Origin of the sequence: Paenibacillus turicensis, assembly GCF_050461185.1 — a bacterium.
GTDB classification, from domain to species: Bacteria; Bacillota; Bacilli; order Paenibacillales; family Paenibacillaceae; genus Fontibacillus; species Fontibacillus turicensis_A.
Genome location: NZ_JBCMOR010000005.1, coordinates 769,073 through 789,671 on the forward strand (window position 1 = coordinate 769,073; position 20,599 = coordinate 789,671).

Annotated in this window: 16 protein-coding genes; 14 read left to right on the forward strand and 2 right to left on the reverse strand. The window is 41.6% G+C overall.

The window, feature by feature from the left end; translation table 11 throughout:
• Positions 1 to 137 precede the first annotated feature (137 nt).
• From ABE099_RS05690 to glnA, 13 genes are all read left to right on the forward strand, one after another.
• Positions 138 to 1,586, forward strand: a complete 1,449-nt coding sequence (locus ABE099_RS05690; RefSeq protein ID WP_430028207.1) for a putative amidoligase domain-containing protein — start codon at positions 138 to 140, stop codon at positions 1,584 to 1,586.
• Between the two features lie 78 nt (positions 1,587 to 1,664).
• Positions 1,665 to 4,469, forward strand: a complete 2,805-nt coding sequence (gene mutS, locus ABE099_RS05695) for a DNA mismatch repair protein MutS (RefSeq protein WP_430028209.1) — start codon at positions 1,665 to 1,667, stop codon at positions 4,467 to 4,469.
• A 253-nt stretch (positions 4,470 to 4,722) separates the two neighbouring features.
• Positions 4,723 to 6,738, forward strand: coding sequence for a DNA mismatch repair endonuclease MutL (gene mutL, locus ABE099_RS05700; protein WP_430028211.1), 2,016 nt, complete (start codon positions 4,723 to 4,725; stop codon positions 6,736 to 6,738).
• An 87-nt stretch (positions 6,739 to 6,825) separates the two neighbouring features.
• On the forward strand, positions 6,826 to 7,611 hold the full coding sequence (locus tag ABE099_RS05705) for a class I SAM-dependent methyltransferase (protein ID WP_430028213.1): 786 nt from the start codon (positions 6,826 to 6,828) through the stop codon (positions 7,609 to 7,611).
• Positions 7,595 to 8,569, forward strand: coding sequence for a tRNA (adenosine(37)-N6)-dimethylallyltransferase MiaA (gene miaA / locus ABE099_RS05710; RefSeq protein ID WP_430028215.1), 975 nt, complete (start codon positions 7,595 to 7,597; stop codon positions 8,567 to 8,569). Before ABE099_RS05705 ends, miaA begins: the two co-directional genes overlap by 17 nt.
• Positions 8,570 to 8,595: 26 nt before the next feature.
• Positions 8,596 to 8,835 (forward strand): RNA chaperone Hfq, encoded by a 240-nt coding sequence (hfq, locus tag ABE099_RS05715; protein ID WP_210089321.1) that lies wholly within the window; start codon positions 8,596 to 8,598, stop codon positions 8,833 to 8,835.
• Positions 8,836 to 9,044: 209 nt separating this feature from the next.
• Positions 9,045 to 11,675 carry a PBP1A family penicillin-binding protein gene (locus ABE099_RS05720; RefSeq protein WP_430028217.1) on the forward strand — a complete coding sequence of 877 codons (2,631 nt, stop codon included), beginning with the start codon at positions 9,045 to 9,047 and terminating at the stop codon, positions 11,673 to 11,675.
• Between the two features lie 123 nt (positions 11,676 to 11,798).
• Complete coding sequence (locus ABE099_RS05725; protein WP_430028220.1) at positions 11,799 to 12,359, forward strand: DUF402 domain-containing protein; 561 nt, start codon at positions 11,799 to 11,801, stop codon at positions 12,357 to 12,359.
• Positions 12,360 to 12,361: 2 nt separating this feature from the next.
• Entirely contained in the window at positions 12,362 to 13,015 is a 654-nt protein-coding gene (locus tag ABE099_RS05730; protein WP_430028223.1) for a YdcF family protein, read from the forward strand.
• A gap of 117 nt (positions 13,016 to 13,132) precedes the next feature.
• The gene (locus tag ABE099_RS05735; RefSeq protein WP_430028225.1) at positions 13,133 to 14,131 is read left to right on the forward strand and encodes an AAA family ATPase; all 999 of its coding nucleotides are present in this window, start codon (positions 13,133 to 13,135) and stop codon (positions 14,129 to 14,131) included.
• A 143-nt stretch (positions 14,132 to 14,274) separates the two neighbouring features.
• A complete protein-coding gene (locus ABE099_RS05740) occupies positions 14,275 to 15,528 on the forward strand; it encodes an aminotransferase class I/II-fold pyridoxal phosphate-dependent enzyme (RefSeq protein ID WP_430028227.1) in 1,254 nt (417 codons plus the stop codon).
• 81 nt (positions 15,529 to 15,609) lie between these two features.
• Positions 15,610 to 16,020 carry a MerR family transcriptional regulator gene (locus tag ABE099_RS05745; RefSeq protein WP_210089315.1) on the forward strand — a complete coding sequence of 137 codons (411 nt, stop codon included), beginning with the start codon at positions 15,610 to 15,612 and terminating at the stop codon, positions 16,018 to 16,020.
• Positions 16,021 to 16,046: 26 nt separating this feature from the next.
• Positions 16,047 to 17,375 (forward strand): type I glutamate--ammonia ligase, encoded by a 1,329-nt coding sequence (gene glnA, locus ABE099_RS05750; RefSeq protein ID WP_430028229.1) that lies wholly within the window; start codon positions 16,047 to 16,049, stop codon positions 17,373 to 17,375.
• A gap of 68 nt (positions 17,376 to 17,443) precedes the next feature.
• Here the strand turns inward: glnA and ABE099_RS05755 are convergent, their stop codons facing one another.
• Both ABE099_RS05755 and ABE099_RS05760 read right to left on the reverse strand, forming a co-directional pair.
• Entirely contained in the window at positions 17,444 to 17,608 is a 165-nt protein-coding gene (locus ABE099_RS05755) for a hypothetical protein (RefSeq protein WP_430028231.1), read from the reverse strand.
• A gap of 204 nt (positions 17,609 to 17,812) precedes the next feature.
• A complete protein-coding gene (locus tag ABE099_RS05760; protein ID WP_430028234.1) occupies positions 17,813 to 18,160 on the reverse strand; it encodes a helix-turn-helix domain-containing protein in 348 nt (115 codons plus the stop codon).
• Positions 18,161 to 18,404: 244 nt separating this feature from the next.
• Here ABE099_RS05760 and ABE099_RS05765 point away from each other — a divergent pair, with 244 nt between their 5' ends.
• Positions 18,405 to 20,480, forward strand: coding sequence for a methyl-accepting chemotaxis protein (locus tag ABE099_RS05765; protein WP_430028236.1), 2,076 nt, complete (start codon positions 18,405 to 18,407; stop codon positions 20,478 to 20,480).
• The last annotated feature ends 119 nt before the right edge of the window (positions 20,481 to 20,599 follow it).

Genomic DNA, 20,599 nt, shown 5'->3' on the forward strand with positions numbered 1-20,599 from the left:
TTAAGTGATTATAGTCTAATATATGCGGCAGGGGCGGCGTCGTCGAGGGCGGTCGCCCTCTTTTTTTGGAAATAAGTATATTTATTTTGAAAATAAAGTTTGGACTATGGCTTGATACATAAAAGTGAGGGATTACAATGTCGGTGCAAATACCTGCAATGATTTTGAACATCAAAACTGCTCAAGAGGCCAGCAGACTAATGAAGCTAAGTCAGCAGCATACCCCGCAATTACGGGTTCATCCGCTTACAAAGAGAAAATTACAGTTTTCACTCAATCGTCTAAATTTTGACGACGGACTGGCTCATGGTGTCTCGATGGAAACTAATCGTAGTGCATGGATTAATGCTTCAGTTAGGAAAACGGAGATTACAAACCGATTGTCTAAAAGTGGGGTCATGGTCAATTGGGGGAAAGCACGGGCTTCTAACGATTACTGCCAGTATTACAAGGTGAGCTTGTTTAGATTAAAGGCGATTCAAATCATTAAATTATCCCCTGCACAGACTCAATTACAGAGAAGCGCTGTTGAGCACACACAACCAATCTGGACAAATCTTGATCAGCTAGATCGGGATTCGAAACGTTGGAGCAAGCTAGAAATGGCAGCGATTCGCGCCTGTTATGCCTTAGGTTTAGATACGGGTGAGGTGACGATTTCAACTGCTGAAGACCAGCCTTGTATTGTACACCATATTATGCCTTATCCTAATTTAGATGATGATAGTACAGCAATTACATATTTAAATGTGGTATCCGAACTCTTAAGTAACATCGAAAATGAAAATAATGAGTGCGTCCAGCGTTCGCTCCAACTTGGGATGGATCCTGAATTTATTTTATTTGATCCTAAGCGTGGGAAGGTGGTGCCTGCGGCTAAATTTTTAAATCGGATCGGAAATGCAGGCTGTGATTCGGTTCGAATTGAGGGTAGATTACGGTTTCCACTTGCAGAGCTAAGACCTGAGCCAGCGCAGGAGCCTAGACAGTTAATGAAGCATCTGCTTGGTAGCTTCCGTACTGCCTACAACATGATTAGCGATCATTCGCTAATATGGCAAGCCGGAGGAATGCCGCGACGGGGCTTTTGCCTTGGTGGACATTTGCATTTCAGTGGTGTGACACTTACCCCCGAGCTACTTCATGTTCTTGATAATTACTTAGCATTACTTGTGTTTGTGCTTGAGGATGAAAGCAGTCTGAAACGAAGACCCCGTTACGGTTTTTTAGGTGATTTTCGCATAAAGGATTATGGTGGCTTTGAGTATCGGACATTGCCTAGCTTCCTCATTTCTCCACTTGTTACTAAAGGGGTGGTGGCATTAGCAAAATTAATTATGATTTATCACAAAGAGCTTAATCTTCGTCCGCTTGCAGATGAAAAGGTGTATGATGCGTTTTATCAAGGGGATCAAGCTGTAATAAGAAAAGTCATCCCCCCGCTTATAACACAAATAAAGTTGCTATTCTCTTACCCTCAATATGAAAAATATATTGCGCCATTATTTCAGACAATTGCTTCTGAGAAAACGTGGGATGAGCAAGCCGATATACGCCAGAGCTGGAAATTAGAAATTATTTTGTAAAAGTACCCCCATCTTTCTGATATAATAGAGATCTATGGTATGATTTAAGTTCTGATTTTTAGCTTGGAGGGTAAAAGAATGGGGACTACATATACTCCAATGATTCAACAATATTTAAGCGTAAAGGCACAGGCACAAGATGCCTTTCTTTTTTTTCGATTAGGTGATTTTTATGAAATGTTTTTTGATGATGCGATCCTTGCGGCAAAGGAATTAGACATTACGTTAACGGGACGAGAAGGTGGCACTGCTGAGAAAATCCCGATGTGTGGGGTACCTTATCATTCTGCTGAAAACTATATTCAACGTTTAATTGAAAAGGGTTATAAGGTTGCCATTTGTGAGCAAGTGGAGGACCCTGCTGCGGCAAAAGGGATTGTACGCCGAGAAATTATTCGTGTGGTCACACCCGGAACCGTGATGGAAGGGAAAATTGTTGGTGAACGTGCTAACAACTATATTCTTTGTGTGTCACAGACAGAGGAGACGATGGCGTTAACAGCCTGTGATTTATCTACTGGAGAGCTGTATGTGACCTCTTCGTTTGCCCGTCTCGAATGGTTAAGGGATGAGGTGGGTTTATATGATCCTGCTGAAATAATTGGAGATGCACGGCTTATTGATTGGCTACAGGAGCAACAATTCGCTTTAGGCAAAACGATTGTATACACAGCATGGGACAAGCCTAAGGAGGAGCAGGCACGCCAGCAGTTTGGTGAAGCAGCGTGGACTCGACTTGAAGAGGAACGTAAAGGTTGTATTGCCTTGCTTGTAGGCTACCTCAACGAAACGCAAAAGCGTTCTCTTGGACAATTAACTCAAATTTCTGCCTATGAGCCCGAGCAGTTTATGATTTTGGACCCGTTTACACGTCGTAATTTGGAGTTAGTGGAAACGGTGCGTGAACGTGCTAAAAAGGGAACCTTGCTCTGGTTACTCGATCATACAGAAACGTCCATGGGCTCACGGATGTTGCGCCGCTTTATTGATAAGCCGTTAATGGGGCGTAGTCTCATCGAGGAACGGCAGGAGGCGGTTGCTCACCTTTATGACGCATTTATGTTACGTGAGGAGCTCAAGCTAGCTTTGCAGGAAATTTATGATTTGGAGCGACTAGTTGGTCGGATTGCTTTTGGTAATGCCAATGGACGTGATCTGGTTGCACTTAAGCTATCACTACGACAAATTCCTGCAATTCGTACGCTTTTACTAGATTCATCCTCTACAACGCTTAAGGCTATCGCCTCCTTAATGGATGAGTGTGAGGATATTGCAGGCAAAATTGAGTCAGCAATTATGGAGGAGCCACCTGTCTCTATTCGAGATGGTGGAATTATAAAGGAAGGCTATCATGCACGTCTTGATGAATATCGAGAAGCAGGTCAAAGTGGTAAACGTTGGATTGCAGAGCTAGAGGCAAGAGAGCGCGCGACAACAGGCATTAAGTCTTTGAAAATTGGCTATAACAAAGTGTTTGGCTATTATATAGAAGTGACAAAATCCAATCTATCAGCGTTGCCAGAAGGTAGATACGAGCGCAAACAGACCTTAGCGAATGCAGAACGTTTTGTCACTCCTGAACTGAAAGAGAAGGAAACGTTAATCCTAGAAGCCGAAGAAAAAATGGTAGACCTTGAGCTTACCTTATTCACAGAGCTTAGAGAATGGATTGCAGGCAATATTACACGCTTAAAGCAAGTGGCAGAGCAAATTGCTGAAATTGATGTTTACCGATCCCTTGCGGTCGTAGCGGCAACAAATGGTTATGTAAAGCCTAAGCTGACCGACGGCTACGAGCTTGTCATTGAGCAGGGGCGCCATCCTGTCGTTGAAGCTGTAATGAAGGATTCTGCGTTTATTGCGAACCATAGCCGTTTAAGCCAAGAGGAAGGCAACATTTTGCTCATTACAGGTCCAAATATGGCGGGGAAAAGTACTTATATGCGTCAGGTTGCGCTCATTACGATCATGGCGCAGATCGGTAGCTTTGTACCAGCTACTCAAGCGACAATTCCTATGGTAGATCGGATTTTTACACGTATTGGGGCGGCGGACGATTTAATTGGCGGTCAAAGTACGTTTATGGTGGAAATGGCAGATATTCAAGTCATGACTGAAAAAGCGACAAAACGTAGCTTGATTATTATAGATGAGCTAGGCAGAGGCACCTCAAGCAGTGAGGGGATGGCGATTGCCCAAGCCGTGATTGAATATGTACACGATCATATCGGATGTAAAGCGTTAGTTTCTACCCACTTCCATGAGCTTGCGCATTTGGAAAGCAGCCTAAAGGGGCTTAGCAACTTCTGTATGGCGGTTCAGGAAAGTGGGGACAAGGTGCATTTCTTGCGGAAGTTGATTCCTGGCGCGGCAGATACGAGTTATGGTATCTATTGTGCAAGACTTGCGGGCTTGCCTGAAAATATTATTGATCGGGCGTATAACCTGTTACAGAGCTTGGAACAGGCGACTAGTGAGGTATCGGCGGGTAAGGAGCAGACCGCGGGTAACGGGCAAGTTGTCGTAGATGGGAAAGAGCCAACGCTACTTGAAGCTACAGCCCTGAACGCAGATAGAGTGGAATCGCCATCCTTGGCGAAGGAATCTAAACCTGAGTATGATGCAGTAGCTACCACGGAAGTAACATTAACAGAAGCAAGATCAGCAGTAACAGCAACGTCTGAAACTCATGAAGAGGTGGTTCAGCTCTCTATTTTTGATGAAGTAGAGTCACCGAAAAAGCACAAGCCAAATCCGAATGAAGCTGAATACAAAAAGCTCATTCAAATGGTCAAAAATGCAGACCTTATGAACATGACACCACTGCAAGCGATGCAGCTTGTTAATGAGTTGAAACAAAAGGTACAGCATTTAAGCTTGTAATTGAATTAGGCTCTATTTAGAAATTATTACTTGACTCGACTGGAGACTGGTGGCTACGATCCAGAGAGTTCTTGCGATTGTTGTTAAAATTAGATTCCTTTTATTGAAGTTTTTTTGGGTGGAATTTAATTTTAAGAGACAACCTTCAGAATCTCTCTGTCCCTTCGCTAGTTTGGGTTAGTGGTCAAGCACTGATTTCAAGCTTGAGCCTGAATATCTTGGTGATTTGAATAATCAAGCAAGGAGGATATATATGGCTAAAATTGCAGTGCTAGATGAACATATTGCCAATCAGATTGCGGCTGGAGAAGTGGTTGAGCGCCCTGCCTCTGTCGTTAAAGAGCTTGTAGAAAATGCGGTAGATGCTGGCGCAACAAAAATCGAAGTGACGACAGAAGAGGGCGGCCTTACTCTGATTCGTGTCGTTGATAACGGTTCTGGCATCGAGCCTGAGGATTGTGAGCTAGCCTTTTTACGACATGCAACTAGTAAAATGGCGCATGAACGAGATTTGTTCCAAATTCGTAGCTTAGGCTTTCGTGGTGAGGCGTTGCCAAGTATAGCATCTGTAGCCAAGGTACAGCTTATATCCTCTAGCAATGATACAGGGTTAGGCCACATTATTGTGGTGGAAGGCGGTAATCTTAAGCAAAATGAAGACATCGCCGCCCCTCAAGGGACGGATATTACCGTAAAAGATTTATTTTATAATACACCTGCAAGACTTAAATATATGAAAACGATCCAAACGGAGCTAGGTCATATTTCAGATGTCATGTATCGACAAGCTTTAGCACATCCGAATATTTCATTTAATTTTCGTCATAATGGTAATACTTTACTTCATAGCCCTGGAAATGGTGATTTGTTACAGGTTATCGCTGCAATTTATGGCATAAATGCGTCTAAAGGGATGTTAAAGGTTGAGGCTGAAAATTTGGATTATACGTTAACAGGATATATTGGTCGTCCTGAGCTCACTCGTTCTAATCGCTCTTCCATCTCTTTAATTGTGAACGGTCGCTATATTCGCAATCAAGGTGTACATGCCGCGATGCTACGGGCATACCATACGTTATTGCCTATTCATCGTTACCCACTAGCTGTTATTAATTTAGATATGCATCCAACGTTAGTAGATGTGAATGTGCACCCTGCAAAGTTAGAAGTAAGATTCAGCAAGGAAGCGGAGCTTAATCTGTTTGTAGAAGAAAGCTTGCGTGCGGTATTGTCTAAGCAGGTGCTCATTCCACAGGTGGTCAATCAAAAAATTGGACGTAGCACATCTGTCATTCAGGAACAGCTTCATTTTCCTAGTGCAAATCACGCTTCAGAAAATACGATGCCAAATGTGGAAGCAAGACAAGGTGCACACGCACCAGAGCATTCTGCACACACTGCATCTAGCGAACGACAATCACCTTTACAGGAAACTTCTAATTCCGATCGAGGTTTTGTGCAGGACCAAGCAACAAGCTACAATGTGAATCCTTTGAAGCCACAAGGGAATACAGCTCCATCAGCTGGGTACACTTCGTCAGGGCAATCTAGCCCATCTAGCCCATCAGGTCAATTGGGTAAATCTACTCCCTTTACACAGCCTCTAGCTCAGAATCAGGAGGTTAATATTGACCCTAGAACATCAGAGATGCTGTATATGCCACCCGATGAACAAGCGCAGATGCCTATTTTCCCAGAGCTATCGCTTATCGGTCAACACCACGGCACATATTTAATTGCTCAAAATGAAGACGGCTTATACTTAATTGATCAGCACGCAGCGCATGAACGTGTAAATTATGAATATTATTATGAAAAATTTGGTGCACCTGAAGATGCATCGCAAGAATTGCTCATTCCGATAACAATGGAATTCACGAGTGCAGAAACTGAGAAGCTAAAGGATCGCTTAGCGTGGTTTCAAAAAGCCGGCGTTATTTTAGAGCATTTTGGTGGTGGAACATTTCGCGTAGTTAGTTGCCCATATTGGTTCCCGCAAGGTGAAGAAGCCTCTATTATTGAGGAAATGGCAGAATGGGTGCTTAATGAGCGTGCGATTGATCTAGCTAAATTAAGAGAGAAATCCTCGACGCTGGTGTCCTGCAAAGCTTCAATAAAAGCAAATCAGAAGCTAACGACAGAAGAGGCTACCACTTTAATTCAGCGGCTAGCGGCATGTAAACAGCCTTATACATGTCCTCATGGTAGACCCATTGTTGTTTCCTTTTCTAGCTATGATCTAGAGAAGCTATTTAAGAGAGTAATGTAGTGTAGTGATGTATTAGTAGTGCATTGGTGATGTAATAAATCTTAATTGGGTATTATTGTAATTAGGGTGTGAAAGGGGTACGAGCAGTTGGTCATTACAACGGGAAGTGATCCGCTTCCTGAAACGCAGCAGCGTGCAAGAGAGTATGCCGTGAAGCTTGGTGTAACGTATGTAGAACGAGGAAGATACTCTGTAGCAGGAGTTTCCAAGCAGGCTGGAGGTCGCAGTGTATTAGTAGTGCTACAGCAGGATATTCGTCTATATCAGCCCGATACTGAAATGATGTTTTTCCATCCTAGTATGGCGTTTGTTAGAGCAAAACGTTACTTCAAGGGTGTTCCAGATGTTATGCTCGAAGCGGCGGGAATTCAAGCGGGTGATCATGTATTAGATTGTACCGCAGGTCTTGGTGCAGATAGTATGATGTTTGCCGTCGGTGTTGGGGAGCAAGGGAAGGTCATTGCAGTGGAGGCTTCGCAGGAGCTAGCAGCATTGCTATATACGGGGTTATCTACATATGCCTCCTCGGTACCCGCGTTTGATGAGGCACTTGCACGAATTGAAGTGCGCCATCAGGATCATCTTAGCTTGCTTACAAAGATGCCTGATCGAAGTGTGGACGTCGTTTATTTTGATCCAATGTTTCGTCATCCTGTGATGGAATCCTCCTCATTGTCTCCTCTGCGTAGCTTGGCAAACCATGCTGCATTGTCTCAAGAGGCGGTAGCGGAAGCCTGCCGGGTTGCTAGACGAAGTGTTGTATTAAAGGAGAAAAAGGGATGTGGAGAGTTTGATCGACTTGGCTTCGCTGTCCAGATTCGTCCACATTCCAATATTGTTTACGGAGTGATTGCAGTTGACCAACAGAAATAAACCTAGGTTACTAGTGTTAGTAGGCCCTACGGCGGTAGGTAAAACAAAATTAAGTATTGAGCTTGCTTCGGCATTGTCCTGCGAAATTATTTCTGGGGACTCGATGCAGGTTTATCGCAAGATGGATATCGGAACAGCCAAAATAACGCCAGAGGAAATGAAGGGAGTTCCGCATCATTTAATTGATGTGCTAGATCCTGATGAAGAATTTTCAGTTGCAACCTTTCAATCATGGTGTCAGCAGTTAATTCCTGCTATTCATGAACGTGGACATTTACCGATGATCGTTGGTGGGACAGGGCTGTATATTGAATCTGTGTGTTATAAATACCAGTTTACTGAAGCTGATGCAGATGAGGAATTCCGCCAGGCGCAGCAGGCTTTTGCGGATGAACACGGGACGCTTGCCCTGCATGAGAAACTTCAGCAGGTTGACCCTGTATCCGCGGAACGGCTACATCCTAATGATGTGCGTCGAGTCATACGGGCATTAGAGATTTTTCATTTGACTGGTGAGACTTTATCGTCTAAATTAAGCACGCAAAGTAAGGAGTCTCCCTATGACTTGTGCTTTATTGGTTTGACAATGGACCGTCAAATGCTATATAACCGTATTGAACAGCGAGTTGACTTAATGATGGAGCAAGGTTTAGTAAAGGAAGTGAAAACTTTACTTGAACAAGGCTATGATCGACGTCTAGTGTCCATGCAAGGCTTAGGTTATAAGGAGATCATTGAGCATCTTGTGGACGGTGTTCCTTTGAATATAGCAGTCGAGAAATTGAAGCGGGATACACGTCGTTATGCGAAGCGACAGTTATCTTGGTTCAGGCATATGAAGGATATTTCATGGATTGATATGGGTGCTCATGAAAATTTCTCACATAATTATGATGCAGCTCGTGCTATAATAGCAGGAAAGTTTCTAAACGATATTGAATATAATTCTAAACACTAATTGATTTTTATTGGGGGTACGGCGAAATGAACAAATCTATCAATATCCAAGATACGTTTTTAAACCAATTGCGTAAAGAAAATATCCCGGTTACCGTTTTTTTAACAAACGGCTTCCAAATCAGAGGTTTCATCAAAGCGTTTGATAACTTTACGATCGTGATTGATAGTGAAGGACGTCAACAAATGGTGTACAAGCATGCAATCTCTACATTTCAGCCACAACGTAACGTTTCTTTGATGCAGGATTCTCAGCAAGAGGGCTAAGTTTTGGACTGAGCTAGGCATAAGCTAGGTCGTGTCTGAAAGATCAGTGAATGACTTTTAGGACACAACAGTTTTTGAAACTTTTTTGATGTGTAACACGTTTAATTGTATAATACAAGAGGAGGAGCAACCCTGAAGCAGTGGTTGTTCTTTTCTTTCTGGTATTGTACTGCTTGGAAAAGTCCAAGCGATAAGGGGGTTAGATTACGATGACTACAAATAGACCTTCCAGAGTGGAGAGAAATAGTCATTCAGACAAAAAAAGAAGTGGCTCACATCAAGGTAGCAGTAGTGGTGGCGGTAATGGCGGCGGAAAGTCTGGGAAGAAAAAGAAGAAGATTACGACCGCTAAAGTTTTATGGACGATGTTTTTTACTGTTGCATTTGCTGTTTTTTGTGCAGTTGCTGGATATTTGTATATTACTGTGAGTGGGGAGAAATTCCTGCAAGCCAATAAAGACCAACTGTTTGTCTATGAGACGTCTAAGGTTTACGATCGTGGTGGTACATTGATGGGTGAGTTATCGGTTGAAAAAAGTGAACCGGTCAAAGAGGATGAAATTCCTGATTTACTTAAGAAAGCATTTGTTGCCACAGAGGATCGTCGTTTTTATGAGCATAACGGTGTAGATCTATGGTCGATAGGTCGGGCAGCGGTGAAGGATATTATGGCACGGGCTATGGTTGAGGGTGGAAGTACAATTACACAGCAGCTTGCCAAAAATATCTTTTTAACCTCAGATAAAACATTTTTCCGTAAGGCGACAGAAATGTCGATTGCGATGGCGCTGGAGCGGCAAAATACAAAAGATCAAATCTTGACCTTATATTTAAATCGTATTAATTTTGGTGGTTCTATATATGGGATTAAAGCAGCATCCATTCGATATTTTGGACAGCCTGATATAAAAAAATTAGAGCTATGGCAGATGGCTACACTTGCAGCCATGCCTAAAGGACCTTCCAAATATAACCCAGTTCGTAATCCAGAGCTATCTCAGAAACGTAGAGGTGTGGTTTTGGATTTGATGGAGCAAGAGGGTTATATTACAGCAGCACAACGTGATGAGGCTAAAGCTATCGTTTATGACTATGTGCCTCCGGTTAAAAATGAAAAATATCTTGCATTTAAAGATTATGTGGTGCAGGAAGTAGAAGAAAAATATGGACTTACAGAGGATGAGCTGAATCGTGGCGGTTATAAAATTTATACAACTATGGATGCTAAAGCGCAGGCAGCGGTAGAAAAGGCGTTTAATCAGGACAGTAACTTTGAGAAAAGTAAAGATGATCAGCAGGTACAGGCTGCAATTACGATTATTAATCATGAAAACGGAAGCCTAGTTGCATTATTAGGTGGACGTGATTACCAGCGTAAAGGCTTTAGCCGCCTTAATAGTCAGCGGCAGCCAGGATCAGCCTTTAAGCCGATCGTTTCTTATGCACCAGCACTAGACACTGGAGCATTTCAATCCAGCTCCATGCTTAGCAATGAAAAGCAATGTTTCGGCAATTATTGTCCACGAAATTTACATGGATACTCCAAGACGATTGATATGACCACCGCAATTACAAAATCGGAAAATATTCCAGCGGTATGGCTACTCAATGAAATCGGAGTTAAAACTGGCGTTAAATATGCAAAAGAAATGGGCATTAAGCTTGATAAAAATGATAACAACTTAGCAATTGCGCTAGGTGGGTTAACAAAAGGAACCAATACGCTAGAAATGGCAGGCGCCTTTAGTACAATGGCGAATTTGGGGCAATATAATGAGCCTTATTCAGTCAAATCGATTGTAGATCATAGCGGTAAAGAGGTATTTAAGCATAAGTCTGATCCTAAACAAGTGCTGAAGGAAAAAACAGCTTATGAAATGACAAAAATGCTACAAAACGTAGTTAATGATGGTACAGGTAAAAAAGCGAGAATAGATCGTCCTGTTGCTGGAAAGACAGGAACAACACAACATGGTATTAAAGGATTGAGTAGCAGTAAAAACCGCGATGTCTGGTTTGTGGGGTATACCCCTGAATGGACAGCAGCCATTTGGATGGGCTACGATAAACCTGACAAAAATCATTTGCTGAACGGAAGTAGTGGTCAGGCCGCTGCCTTATTCGGGAAGGTAATGAAGGAAGCGTTAGATGGCGTACCAAGGAAGGAATTCCCTGTGCCTAAAAATATGGAGCCAGATCCTCCAAAAGAAGAGCCCAAAAACACTTCACCAACTAATCTGACTGCAACGTATAATCCAGATACTTCTACTGTTGCGTTGTCATGGACACCAGCAGGTGAAGGGGAAGTGATCTACCATATTTTCAGAAAAGCAACGGGTGAAACAGAATTTACAAATTATTTAGAGTCTAAGACGCCAGCAGCTGAGGATATAAATATTGTTGAAGGCAATAGTTATCAGTATTATGTCACCTTATATGATCCTGTGACCAACACTGAAAGTGCGCCTTCGAACACAATATCTGTGGATATTGATGTTCCTGAGCCACCTGTGGTCGATCCAGATCCAAACACAAACAACGGTAACCCAAATAATGGGTCCGATAATTCTGGAACGCCAACCACACCTGGGACGCCTGGTACACCTAACCAAGGGAACGGAAATAACCCTGGCAATGGTCAAAATGGGGGTACAAAACCGCCAGAACAAGGTAATGGCAATGGAAACGGAAATGGCGGACAGTCTGGCGGGGGCAACTCAGATGGAACAGCAATTCCGGATCGTGGAAATAATCCAAATGAATCTGGACAGGGTGTTGACAACCCTAACTCTGATCCACCTACGGGTGGAACGGACGGCACAACAAATACAGGTAATTAAAAGTGAAGCATAGGTATTTCCTTACGAGATAAGGAGGTGCCGATGCTTTTTTAATTTCCATTTTGTGAGTTGCTTTTAAATATGGTAAGCTTGTTATACATTGTGTTGAAAGGGTTTAAAAATATGAAGCGAAAATTTGGAGATCGTGCGAACTGGCGACGAGTAACGAAGCGCCAATTTAGATCTAAGTATGTTGAAAATGATGTATTTACAGGGTATGTGACGTATTACCACATTATTTCTCTGCGTGATCCATTATGGAAAACGTATGGGGAGCACACCTTCCGTATCGCTGATAAAGGCTATACGTGGCTACAGTATTATCCTAAGGGGGAGCACTATGTCGTTACCTCAATGTTTGACGACCAAGGAGAAATTGTAGAGTGGTACATTGATGTGTGTAAGCATCAAGGGGTAACGGATCAAGGCGTTCCATGGTTTGACGATTTGTACTTAGATATCGTAGTGCTAAATAATCGTAGCGTATTTTTGCTCGATGAGGATGAATTGGATGAAGCTCTAACCAAAGGCATGATTACAGTGAAGGATTATGATATGGCGACAGAAACCGCCAAGCATGTACTTAACATGATTAAAACTCATAAATTTCCATATTTAGACTTGTCTTTAGAGCATTACAGTAGCGGTTATATGAATGAAGGACCTTTTCAGTCAGGAGGTTGATGATGAGGGCAATTGAATTTGGAGCCAAAAAACGCCCCAAACAGAGGCGCATTTTAAGAGCGTTAATTATTATACTCGTTATTGGTATTTTGTGGGTATTTTACGCCTTGTCGCAAATCGGAAGTGTGATGGGCGACGGTTCAAAGCAATTTTCTAACACAGGGAAAAAGGATGTTGGTATTGTATTAGGAGCCTCGCTATGGAAAGAGGAGCCTAGTCCTGGATTAAAGGAAAGATTGGATCAGGCTCTAGTAGATTATAAGGCAGGGAAATTCACTTACTTTTTAGTCACTGGTGGATATGATACGCCGGAGTCCAAGTATACAGAAGCTGAAGGCATGGCAAATTATTTGGAGAAGCAAGGGGTATCAAAGGAGTTTATCATCTTAGAAAATAAAGCGACAAGCACTTATGAAAATTTAAAGTTTAGCCAAGCTTTGATGAAGGAAAAGAATTTACAATCCGCCCTCATTATTACGCATGACTATCATGGGAATCGAGCGTATGAAATGGCTAAAAGCTTAAATTATACTTCTCCTAGCTTGTCGATTGTCAAATCAGAGGTGCTGAATTCTTGGTATCATACCTCTCGTGAAATTTTGTCCTATACGAAATGGAAGCTACAGCAGGTAGGATTATTTATCGGAATTATTTAGTTTATTTAGTTGTTTGTGAATTCTTCTAATAAGTAAGGACGAGAGAGAATACACTTGGAAGAGAAGGTTTCAAAGAGTAGTCACTCTCTACCCTTAATAAAGAAGGTGATTCATACAATGACAGGGCGTGTTGTAGCTAAAAACGGTTCTGTGGATCATAGACCAGTAGATCATAGACCCTCTAGGCAAATTAATGTTGTGTTGCGTCAAGCTGAGACTCCTGTTGTATCTGGAGCTACCGTAGAGGCAGAACGTGCCACCTCAGCCTCGGCACTTAAGGAGCAGCCTTCCCAAGGTATTTTTAATGAGATCCAAAAAGAGCTTGATGAGCTTGTTGGTCTGGAGCATGTTAAAGAATTAACCTATGAGATTTATGCGCTTTTACAGGTTGCCATCATGCGTTCACAAATTGGGTTACTTGCAGACTCTCAGGTGTACCATATGGTTTTTAAAGGAAATCCAGGTACAGGTAAAACAACGGTAGCTCGCATCGTTGCAAAAATGTTTCAAAAGATGGGTGTATTAAGCAAAGGACATCTCATTGAAGCGGAACGGGCGGATCTGGTTGGGGAATATATTGGTCATACAGCCCAAAAAACACGAGATTTAATTAAAAAAGCTATGGGTGGTATTTTATTTATTGATGAGGCGTATAGCTTGTCTCGTGGTGGCGAGAAGGATTTTGGCAAGGAAGCAATTGATACGTTGGTAAAAGCGATGGAGGATCATAAAAATAACTTTATTTTAATTTTGGCGGGTTACTCTGAGGAAATGGATTTTTTCCTGCAATGTAATCCAGGATTGCCTTCCAGATTTCCTTTACAGCTCGATTTTCCCGACTATAGCATTGATCAATTAATTCAAATTGCGGAAAGCATGGCAAAGGATCGGGATTATATATTAATGCCACAAGCGATTTTAAAGCTAAAGCAATTTTTAATGCGTGAGAAAAATCAAAATGAACGTTTGTTTAGTAATGCAAGATACGTTAGAAACGTCATCGAACGTTCCATTCGGCAACAAGCTGTTCGGCTGCTATCTAGTTATGGCAATCAATCGCCAGGCAAGCAAGAGCTTATGACGATTAGGCAAGAAGATGTTAGATTAGAGTCATGACCACTAGATTAAGATCAATTCGATATAAAAACAGACTCGGTATAAAATCATAGCGGTCAGATACGGTAATTAGCAGTAATATATGGAACTAAAATTTATAAAATGATGCTGTTTGATACAGATAAGGGAGACAGAGACGGAAGATGGCTGTATTTGATACAAAAATTGTAGAGTGGATTGAAGAAGCAGAAGTGCAGGTGGAATCACAATTTCGTGCAGTAGATCGTATAGCTGACTTGAATCAATGGAAGGTCATTGAGGCCTTCCAGAAGTTTCAGGTGAGCGATTTTCATTTTGCAGGTTCAACAGGATATGGATACAATGATCGTGGACGTGAGGTGCTTGATTTAGTATACGCTAAAGTATTTGGCGCTGAATCTGCATTGGTACGTCCTCATTTTGCGTCTGGCACACATACGATTGCAACGGCTTTATTTGGTATGCTACGTCCAGGGGATGGCTTATTATACATTACTGGCACGCCGTATGACACTTTACATAAAGTGATTGGGAAGCCAAACGATGGGACAGGCTCATTGCAGGATTTTGGTATTACATATGATGAAGTGAAGCTAACAGAGGATGGTAGTGTGGATTGGGATGGAGTAGCCTCGAAGCTTACGGATAAGACAAAGGTAATTGGCATTCAACGTTCTCGTGGCTATGATTGGCGTCCTTCATTTAGTGTGGCACAAATCGAAGAAATGATTACCAAGGTAAAGCAGCTAAGTCCAGATTGTTTAGTTTTTGTTGATAATTGCTATGGTGAATTTACAGAGGTTATGGAGCCTACACAGGTTGGTGCAGATTTAATGGCAGGTTCACTAATTAAAAACCCAGGTGGAGGACTTGCGGAAACAGGGGGTTACATTTGTGGACGTGCCGAGCTTGTGGAGTTAGCCTCTTATCGATTAACTGCGCCAGGTATTGGTGGTGAGGTAGGTGCGATGTTAGGGACTACACGTAGTATTTATCAGGGGTTATTTTTAGCGCCGGTGACCGTAGGACAAGCTGTAAAAGGAAGTATATTGGCATCAGCAGTGTTTGAACGTACAGGCTTCACAAGTACGCCCAAATGGAATCAGCCTCGTTATGATTTAATTCAAGCGATATCCTTTGACAATGCAGAGCAGCTTGTTGCTTTTGTGCAAGGGATTCAGCGTGCAGCGGCAGTGGATGGTCATGTCGTGCCTGAGCCTTGGGAGATGCCCGGTTATGAGCACCCTGTCATTATGGCAGCAGGCACATTTATGCAGGGGGGAAGCTTAGAGTTATCTGCGGATGCTCCTGTGAGAGAACCGTATATTGCTTACATGCAAGGGGGGTTAACCTACTCCCATGTGAAGTTTGGTCTGTTAACAGCACTACAAAACATGGTCGATCGCCATCTGTTGTAAGTTTTGCTAACATAACTATTGACATGTCAGGATAGTTGACATAGAATAAAAACATGAAAAATAAGTGGAAGGTTGAGAGCGATGACTGACGAAATTCGCAGAAATATGGCATTGTTTCCGATCGGTATCGTAATGAAGCTTACGGATTTAACGGCACGTCAAATTCGTTATTATGAACAGCATGAACTGATTGTTCCGGCACGTACGTCAGGCAATCAACGGTTGTTTTCGTTTAATGATGTGGAACGTTTATTAGAGATTAAGGGCTTGATTGATAAAGGCGTTAATATCGCAGGGATCAAGCAGGTTATGAATCCGATGAACCGAGAATCGGAAGAAGCAACAGTGATTTCTAAGGACACCGAGGAGAAGCGTAAGGAAATGAGTGATTCTCAACTGTATCGAATGTTGAAGCAGCAGCTAGTTACAGGAAAAAGACCGGGTCAAGTTTCTTTAATTCAAGGGGAACTTTCTCGCTTTTTCAAAATATAAAAAATTTTACCTAGGGAGAGATTTAAGTGGGCTATACAAAAGAAGATATTTTGCGTATTGCAAAAGAGGAAAATGTTCGTTTTATCCGCCTTCAGTTTACAGACTTATTAGGAACCATTAAAAACGTTGAAATCCCGCTTAGCCAATTGCCAAAGGCATTGGATAACAAAATGATGTTTGATGGCTCTTCAATTGAAGGTTATGTTCGTATTGAAGAATCTGATATGTACTTGTGTCCTGATCTTGATACGTGGGTTATTTTCCCTTGGGTAACCGAAGATCGTGTTGCTCGTCTCATTTGTGATGTTTATATGCCAGATGGTACTCCATTTGAGGGTGACCCACGATACATTCTTAAGCGTGCATTAAAGGATGCTGAAGCGATGGGCTATACTTCCATGATGGTAGGTCCTGAGCCTGAATTTTTCTTGTTCAAAACGGATGAAAAAGGCAACCCAACAACAGAACTTAATGACCAAGGCGGTTATTTTGACTTAGCTCCTACTGATCTAGGTGAAAATTGCCGACGTGAAATCGTATTAACCTTGGAAGAAATGGGCTTTAAAATCGAAGCTTCTCACCATGAGGTTGCACCAGGTCAACACGAAATTGATTTCCAATATGCTGATGCAATTCATGCAGCAGATCAAATTCAAACGTTTAAGCTTGTTGTTAAGACGATTGCTCGTCATCATGGCTTGCATGCTACATTTATGCCGAAGCCGCTATTTGGTGTAAATGGTTCTGGAATGCACTGTAACCAATCCCTATTTAAAGGCAATGAAAACATTTTTTATGATGAAAGTGATTCACTTGGCTTAAGTAAAGAAGCGCGTCATTACATGGCAGGTATTATCAAGCACGCACGTTCCTTTGCTGCAATTACGAATCCAATTGTGAACTCATATAAACGTCTTGTGCCTGGTTATGAAGCACCTTGTTATGTAGCATGGTCTTCCAGTAACCGTAGCCCAATGATTCGTATCCCTGCGTCTCGTGGTCTTAGTACACGTGTTGAAGTACGTAACCCAGACCCTGCGGCTAACCCTTACCTTGCACTTGCGGTTATGCTTGCGGCAGGTCTAGACGGAATTAAAAAGGAATTACCACTTGTTGATCCTGTGGACCGCAATATCTATGTGATGTCTGAAGAAGAACGTGTAGAAGAAGGAATCCCAAGCTTGCCATCTGACTTAAAAGAAGCATTAAATGAATTGCTTCGCAATGAAGTCATTACAGAAGCTTTAGGTGACCACGCTTTAACTCACTTCTTTGAGCTTAAAGAAATTGAATGGGATATCTTCCGCACTCAGGTTCATGCTTGGGAACGCGATCAATACATGACGTTGTACTAGAATTAAGACTAATCATTATATTAAATAACACCTCTTTACGTCTAACGTAGAGAGGTGTTTTTGCTGAATTACACCGTTGATTTTATCGTTGTTATGATCCAAGTAAATCCGTATTTATCTGTAACACTTCCGCTTTTTCCGTCTTCATCTGGAGGTGGATTTGTAGACAACTCACTTAATATTACTCCATCCTCTGATAGAGCAGAAATTACTTTTTGTGCACTGCATACCATAAAAATGCTTCTTCACAATCCCCATTAAAACTTAAATATGGCTCGATCATAAAAAGATTCCACTTCCATTCTTAATTTTAGTTGCTTCAAATACCATAATTTAACTTCTATTATATGCCTAGTATTTGAAGGGAGATTGTAAAAAAGCGACATTCTTATCTTAATTCTACTAAGTTGCTTATAAACATACCTAGACTTCTTTTGTTAATCGTTATGAAAGATCTCCTTTAAAATTCGGTATGCTTTGTGTTGATTACGCTCCGGCTGCTCCAACAAAAGTGAAACACTTTTAATAATCCATGGATAGTCGTGAAGTGGCTCTAACGTATCGTGCTGGAACAAGAGCAGAACGTTGATTTTGAGAGCGTCTGCAATTTTCTCCAAAGTTTCAATTTTAACATTTTTTTCTCCGCGTTCAATTCGCCCTATGTATGACCCAGTGCTGCCTATACGCTCAGCGATTTCTTCCTGAGTTAAATTTCGCATAGTACGATAGTAACGGATTCGTTCACCAATCATGTGAACCGTGTTTTTTTCATTACTTTGATTCATTAAATTACCTCCATAACTCCTATATGAAAAGTGTAGACAATGGCTGTAAGCGGGTGGAGGTACATATAACAACTACTTCCTGTCGAAAAAAGGTCTTTTAAGGACAGTTTTGTCGTGATAGGATAGTACTGTGGGGACGGGAATCAGTTTTAAACTATATCATTACATAAACAGAACAAGATATAACTTAAACATTTGATTACTTTTCCACTGTCTAGATACTACCATACTAGGAGGAACAATTGTGAAACAGCTTAAGTTTAAGTGGGGAAGAAAAAGTTTTAAAACTGTAAAAGCAAAAACCTTATTGGTGTTGTTACCAGCATTTCTAGTTACTTTAATTGCGATATCCAGTGTGTCTTATCAGTATGCTAAAGGGATTATTACAAGTATCATCGAAGACAAGATGGATGTACAGCTAGGTGAAGTATCTGCACAAATTACGTCTAGCATCCAAGCACATAGCAAGCTACCAGAGGTGGTTGCGAATACAGTACAAAGTCAAGCCGATACTTATACATTGGAGCAATACCAAACGATTTTAAAAAATGTTTTAGATTCAAATCAAGATACACTTGGAATGGGGATTTATTTCGAGCCTAATCGTTATAAGCCAGATACCCAATTTTTTTCTACATACGCTTACCATGAAGGGGATAAAATTGAGACTACTGAGAAGTATAGCGACCCTTCTTATAATTATGTACAGCAGCCATGGTATACAAACGGTACTAAAGAAAAAAGTATAACTCCTCCTTATTTTGATGAGGCACTTAATTTAACTTTAGCCACTGTAACTGTTCCTTTTTTTGATCAAAATCATACTTTGCTTGGTGTTGTCACTGGGGACTTAAATTTGAGCACGATTCAAAATTATGTGCAAGAGGCTAAGGTTGGCTCAGGGGGCTGGGTTACTTTATATGATGCTACAGGGATGTACTTAGCGGGCCCTGATGAAAATAAATTACAAAAAGTAAAATTAGAAAAGGAAAGCAATCCTGAATTAGCGAGTTCTGCACAAGAAATACTTAGTAATACAAGAGGGATGGTTAAATACACTGAGGGCGGCGAAACTTATCGTGTTTATCACGAAAAGGTTGGGGCTGGGGTAGGTTGGGTTTTAACGATCACAGTTCCAGAAGGACAGCTGTTTAGTCCACTATATACGTTACTAATGTGGATTGCTATTATTAGCCTGATCGGTGTTGTTCTTTCAGTTGCAGTAGTTTTAATGTATAGTTCAAAAATTTCGAGGGACTTAGGGAAGGTTAGTACTTTAGCTAAAAGCTTGTCAGATGGCGACTTTACAGCGCAGCTATCTATACCCGGTGAAGATGAGTTTGCACAAATGGCACATCATCTCAATGATATGACGATAAATATGAGAGATTTGCTTGATAATATCAACGAAAGTTCGCTTCAGATGGCAGCATCCTCTGAACAATTAAGTACAAGCTCTGAGGAGTGTAGCAAGGTAACACAAAATGTTGTATTAGCAATACAAGAGGTAGCCTCTGGTTCAGAGACCCAAATGCAATCCACAGAAGAAGCAGCGCGTGCGATGGAAGAAATGTCTAGTGGTGTTCAGCGGATTGTAGATAGTTCGTTAGCTGCTTCGCAAACGACAGGAGAGCTGAGTGAACAAGCACAGCAGGGTGGGCACCAAATGATAGAAACCGCTGCATTGCTGAAGAAAATGGAAGAGGAGTCCATTCTTACTTTAGAGCTTATTAAAACATTAAATGAGCATTCCCAAGAGGTGGGGAAAATCAGTCACCTAATTTCGGAAATTAGTACGCAAACGAATTTGTTAGCTTTAAATGCTTCGATTGAAGCGGCTCGTGCTGGCGAGCATGGTAAAGGTTTTGCGGTTGTAGCAGATGAAGTTAAAAAATTGGCAGAACGGTCTAAGGAAGCCACAAATGGCATTATTGCATTAATTGATGATATTCAAAAAGGCAATGAAGCAGCATCGAAGGCAATGACTGATAGTAGTGAGCAAATAAGTGAAGGTGCGGCGAGAACGGCGGAAGCGGAGCATATTTTTAAATTAATGATTGAAGGTTTAGCAGACATTACAGTGCAAAGCCATGAAATTTCTTCGTCGTCTCAACAATTGATGGCTGGTGCACAGCAGATTAATTCAACGGTGGATCAATTAGCACATATTGCTAAAGAAACTGCGGGCCACGCGCAAACTGTAGCCGCATCCTCTGAGGAACAGCTTGCTTCTATGGAGGAAATCGCTTCGTCTTCCATTAGTCTTGCACATTTAGGTGAAGGTCTTCAGGAGCAAACCTCTAAGTTTAAAGTAAAGTAAGCAATATATTGCAAAAGCCAAAAACTTAATTAGTATTTAAGAACTCCTTTTATTTTTATATAAATAGATGGAGTTCTTTTTTTGTTATATCCGAGGGCTGGAATGAAAGAATAATTTTT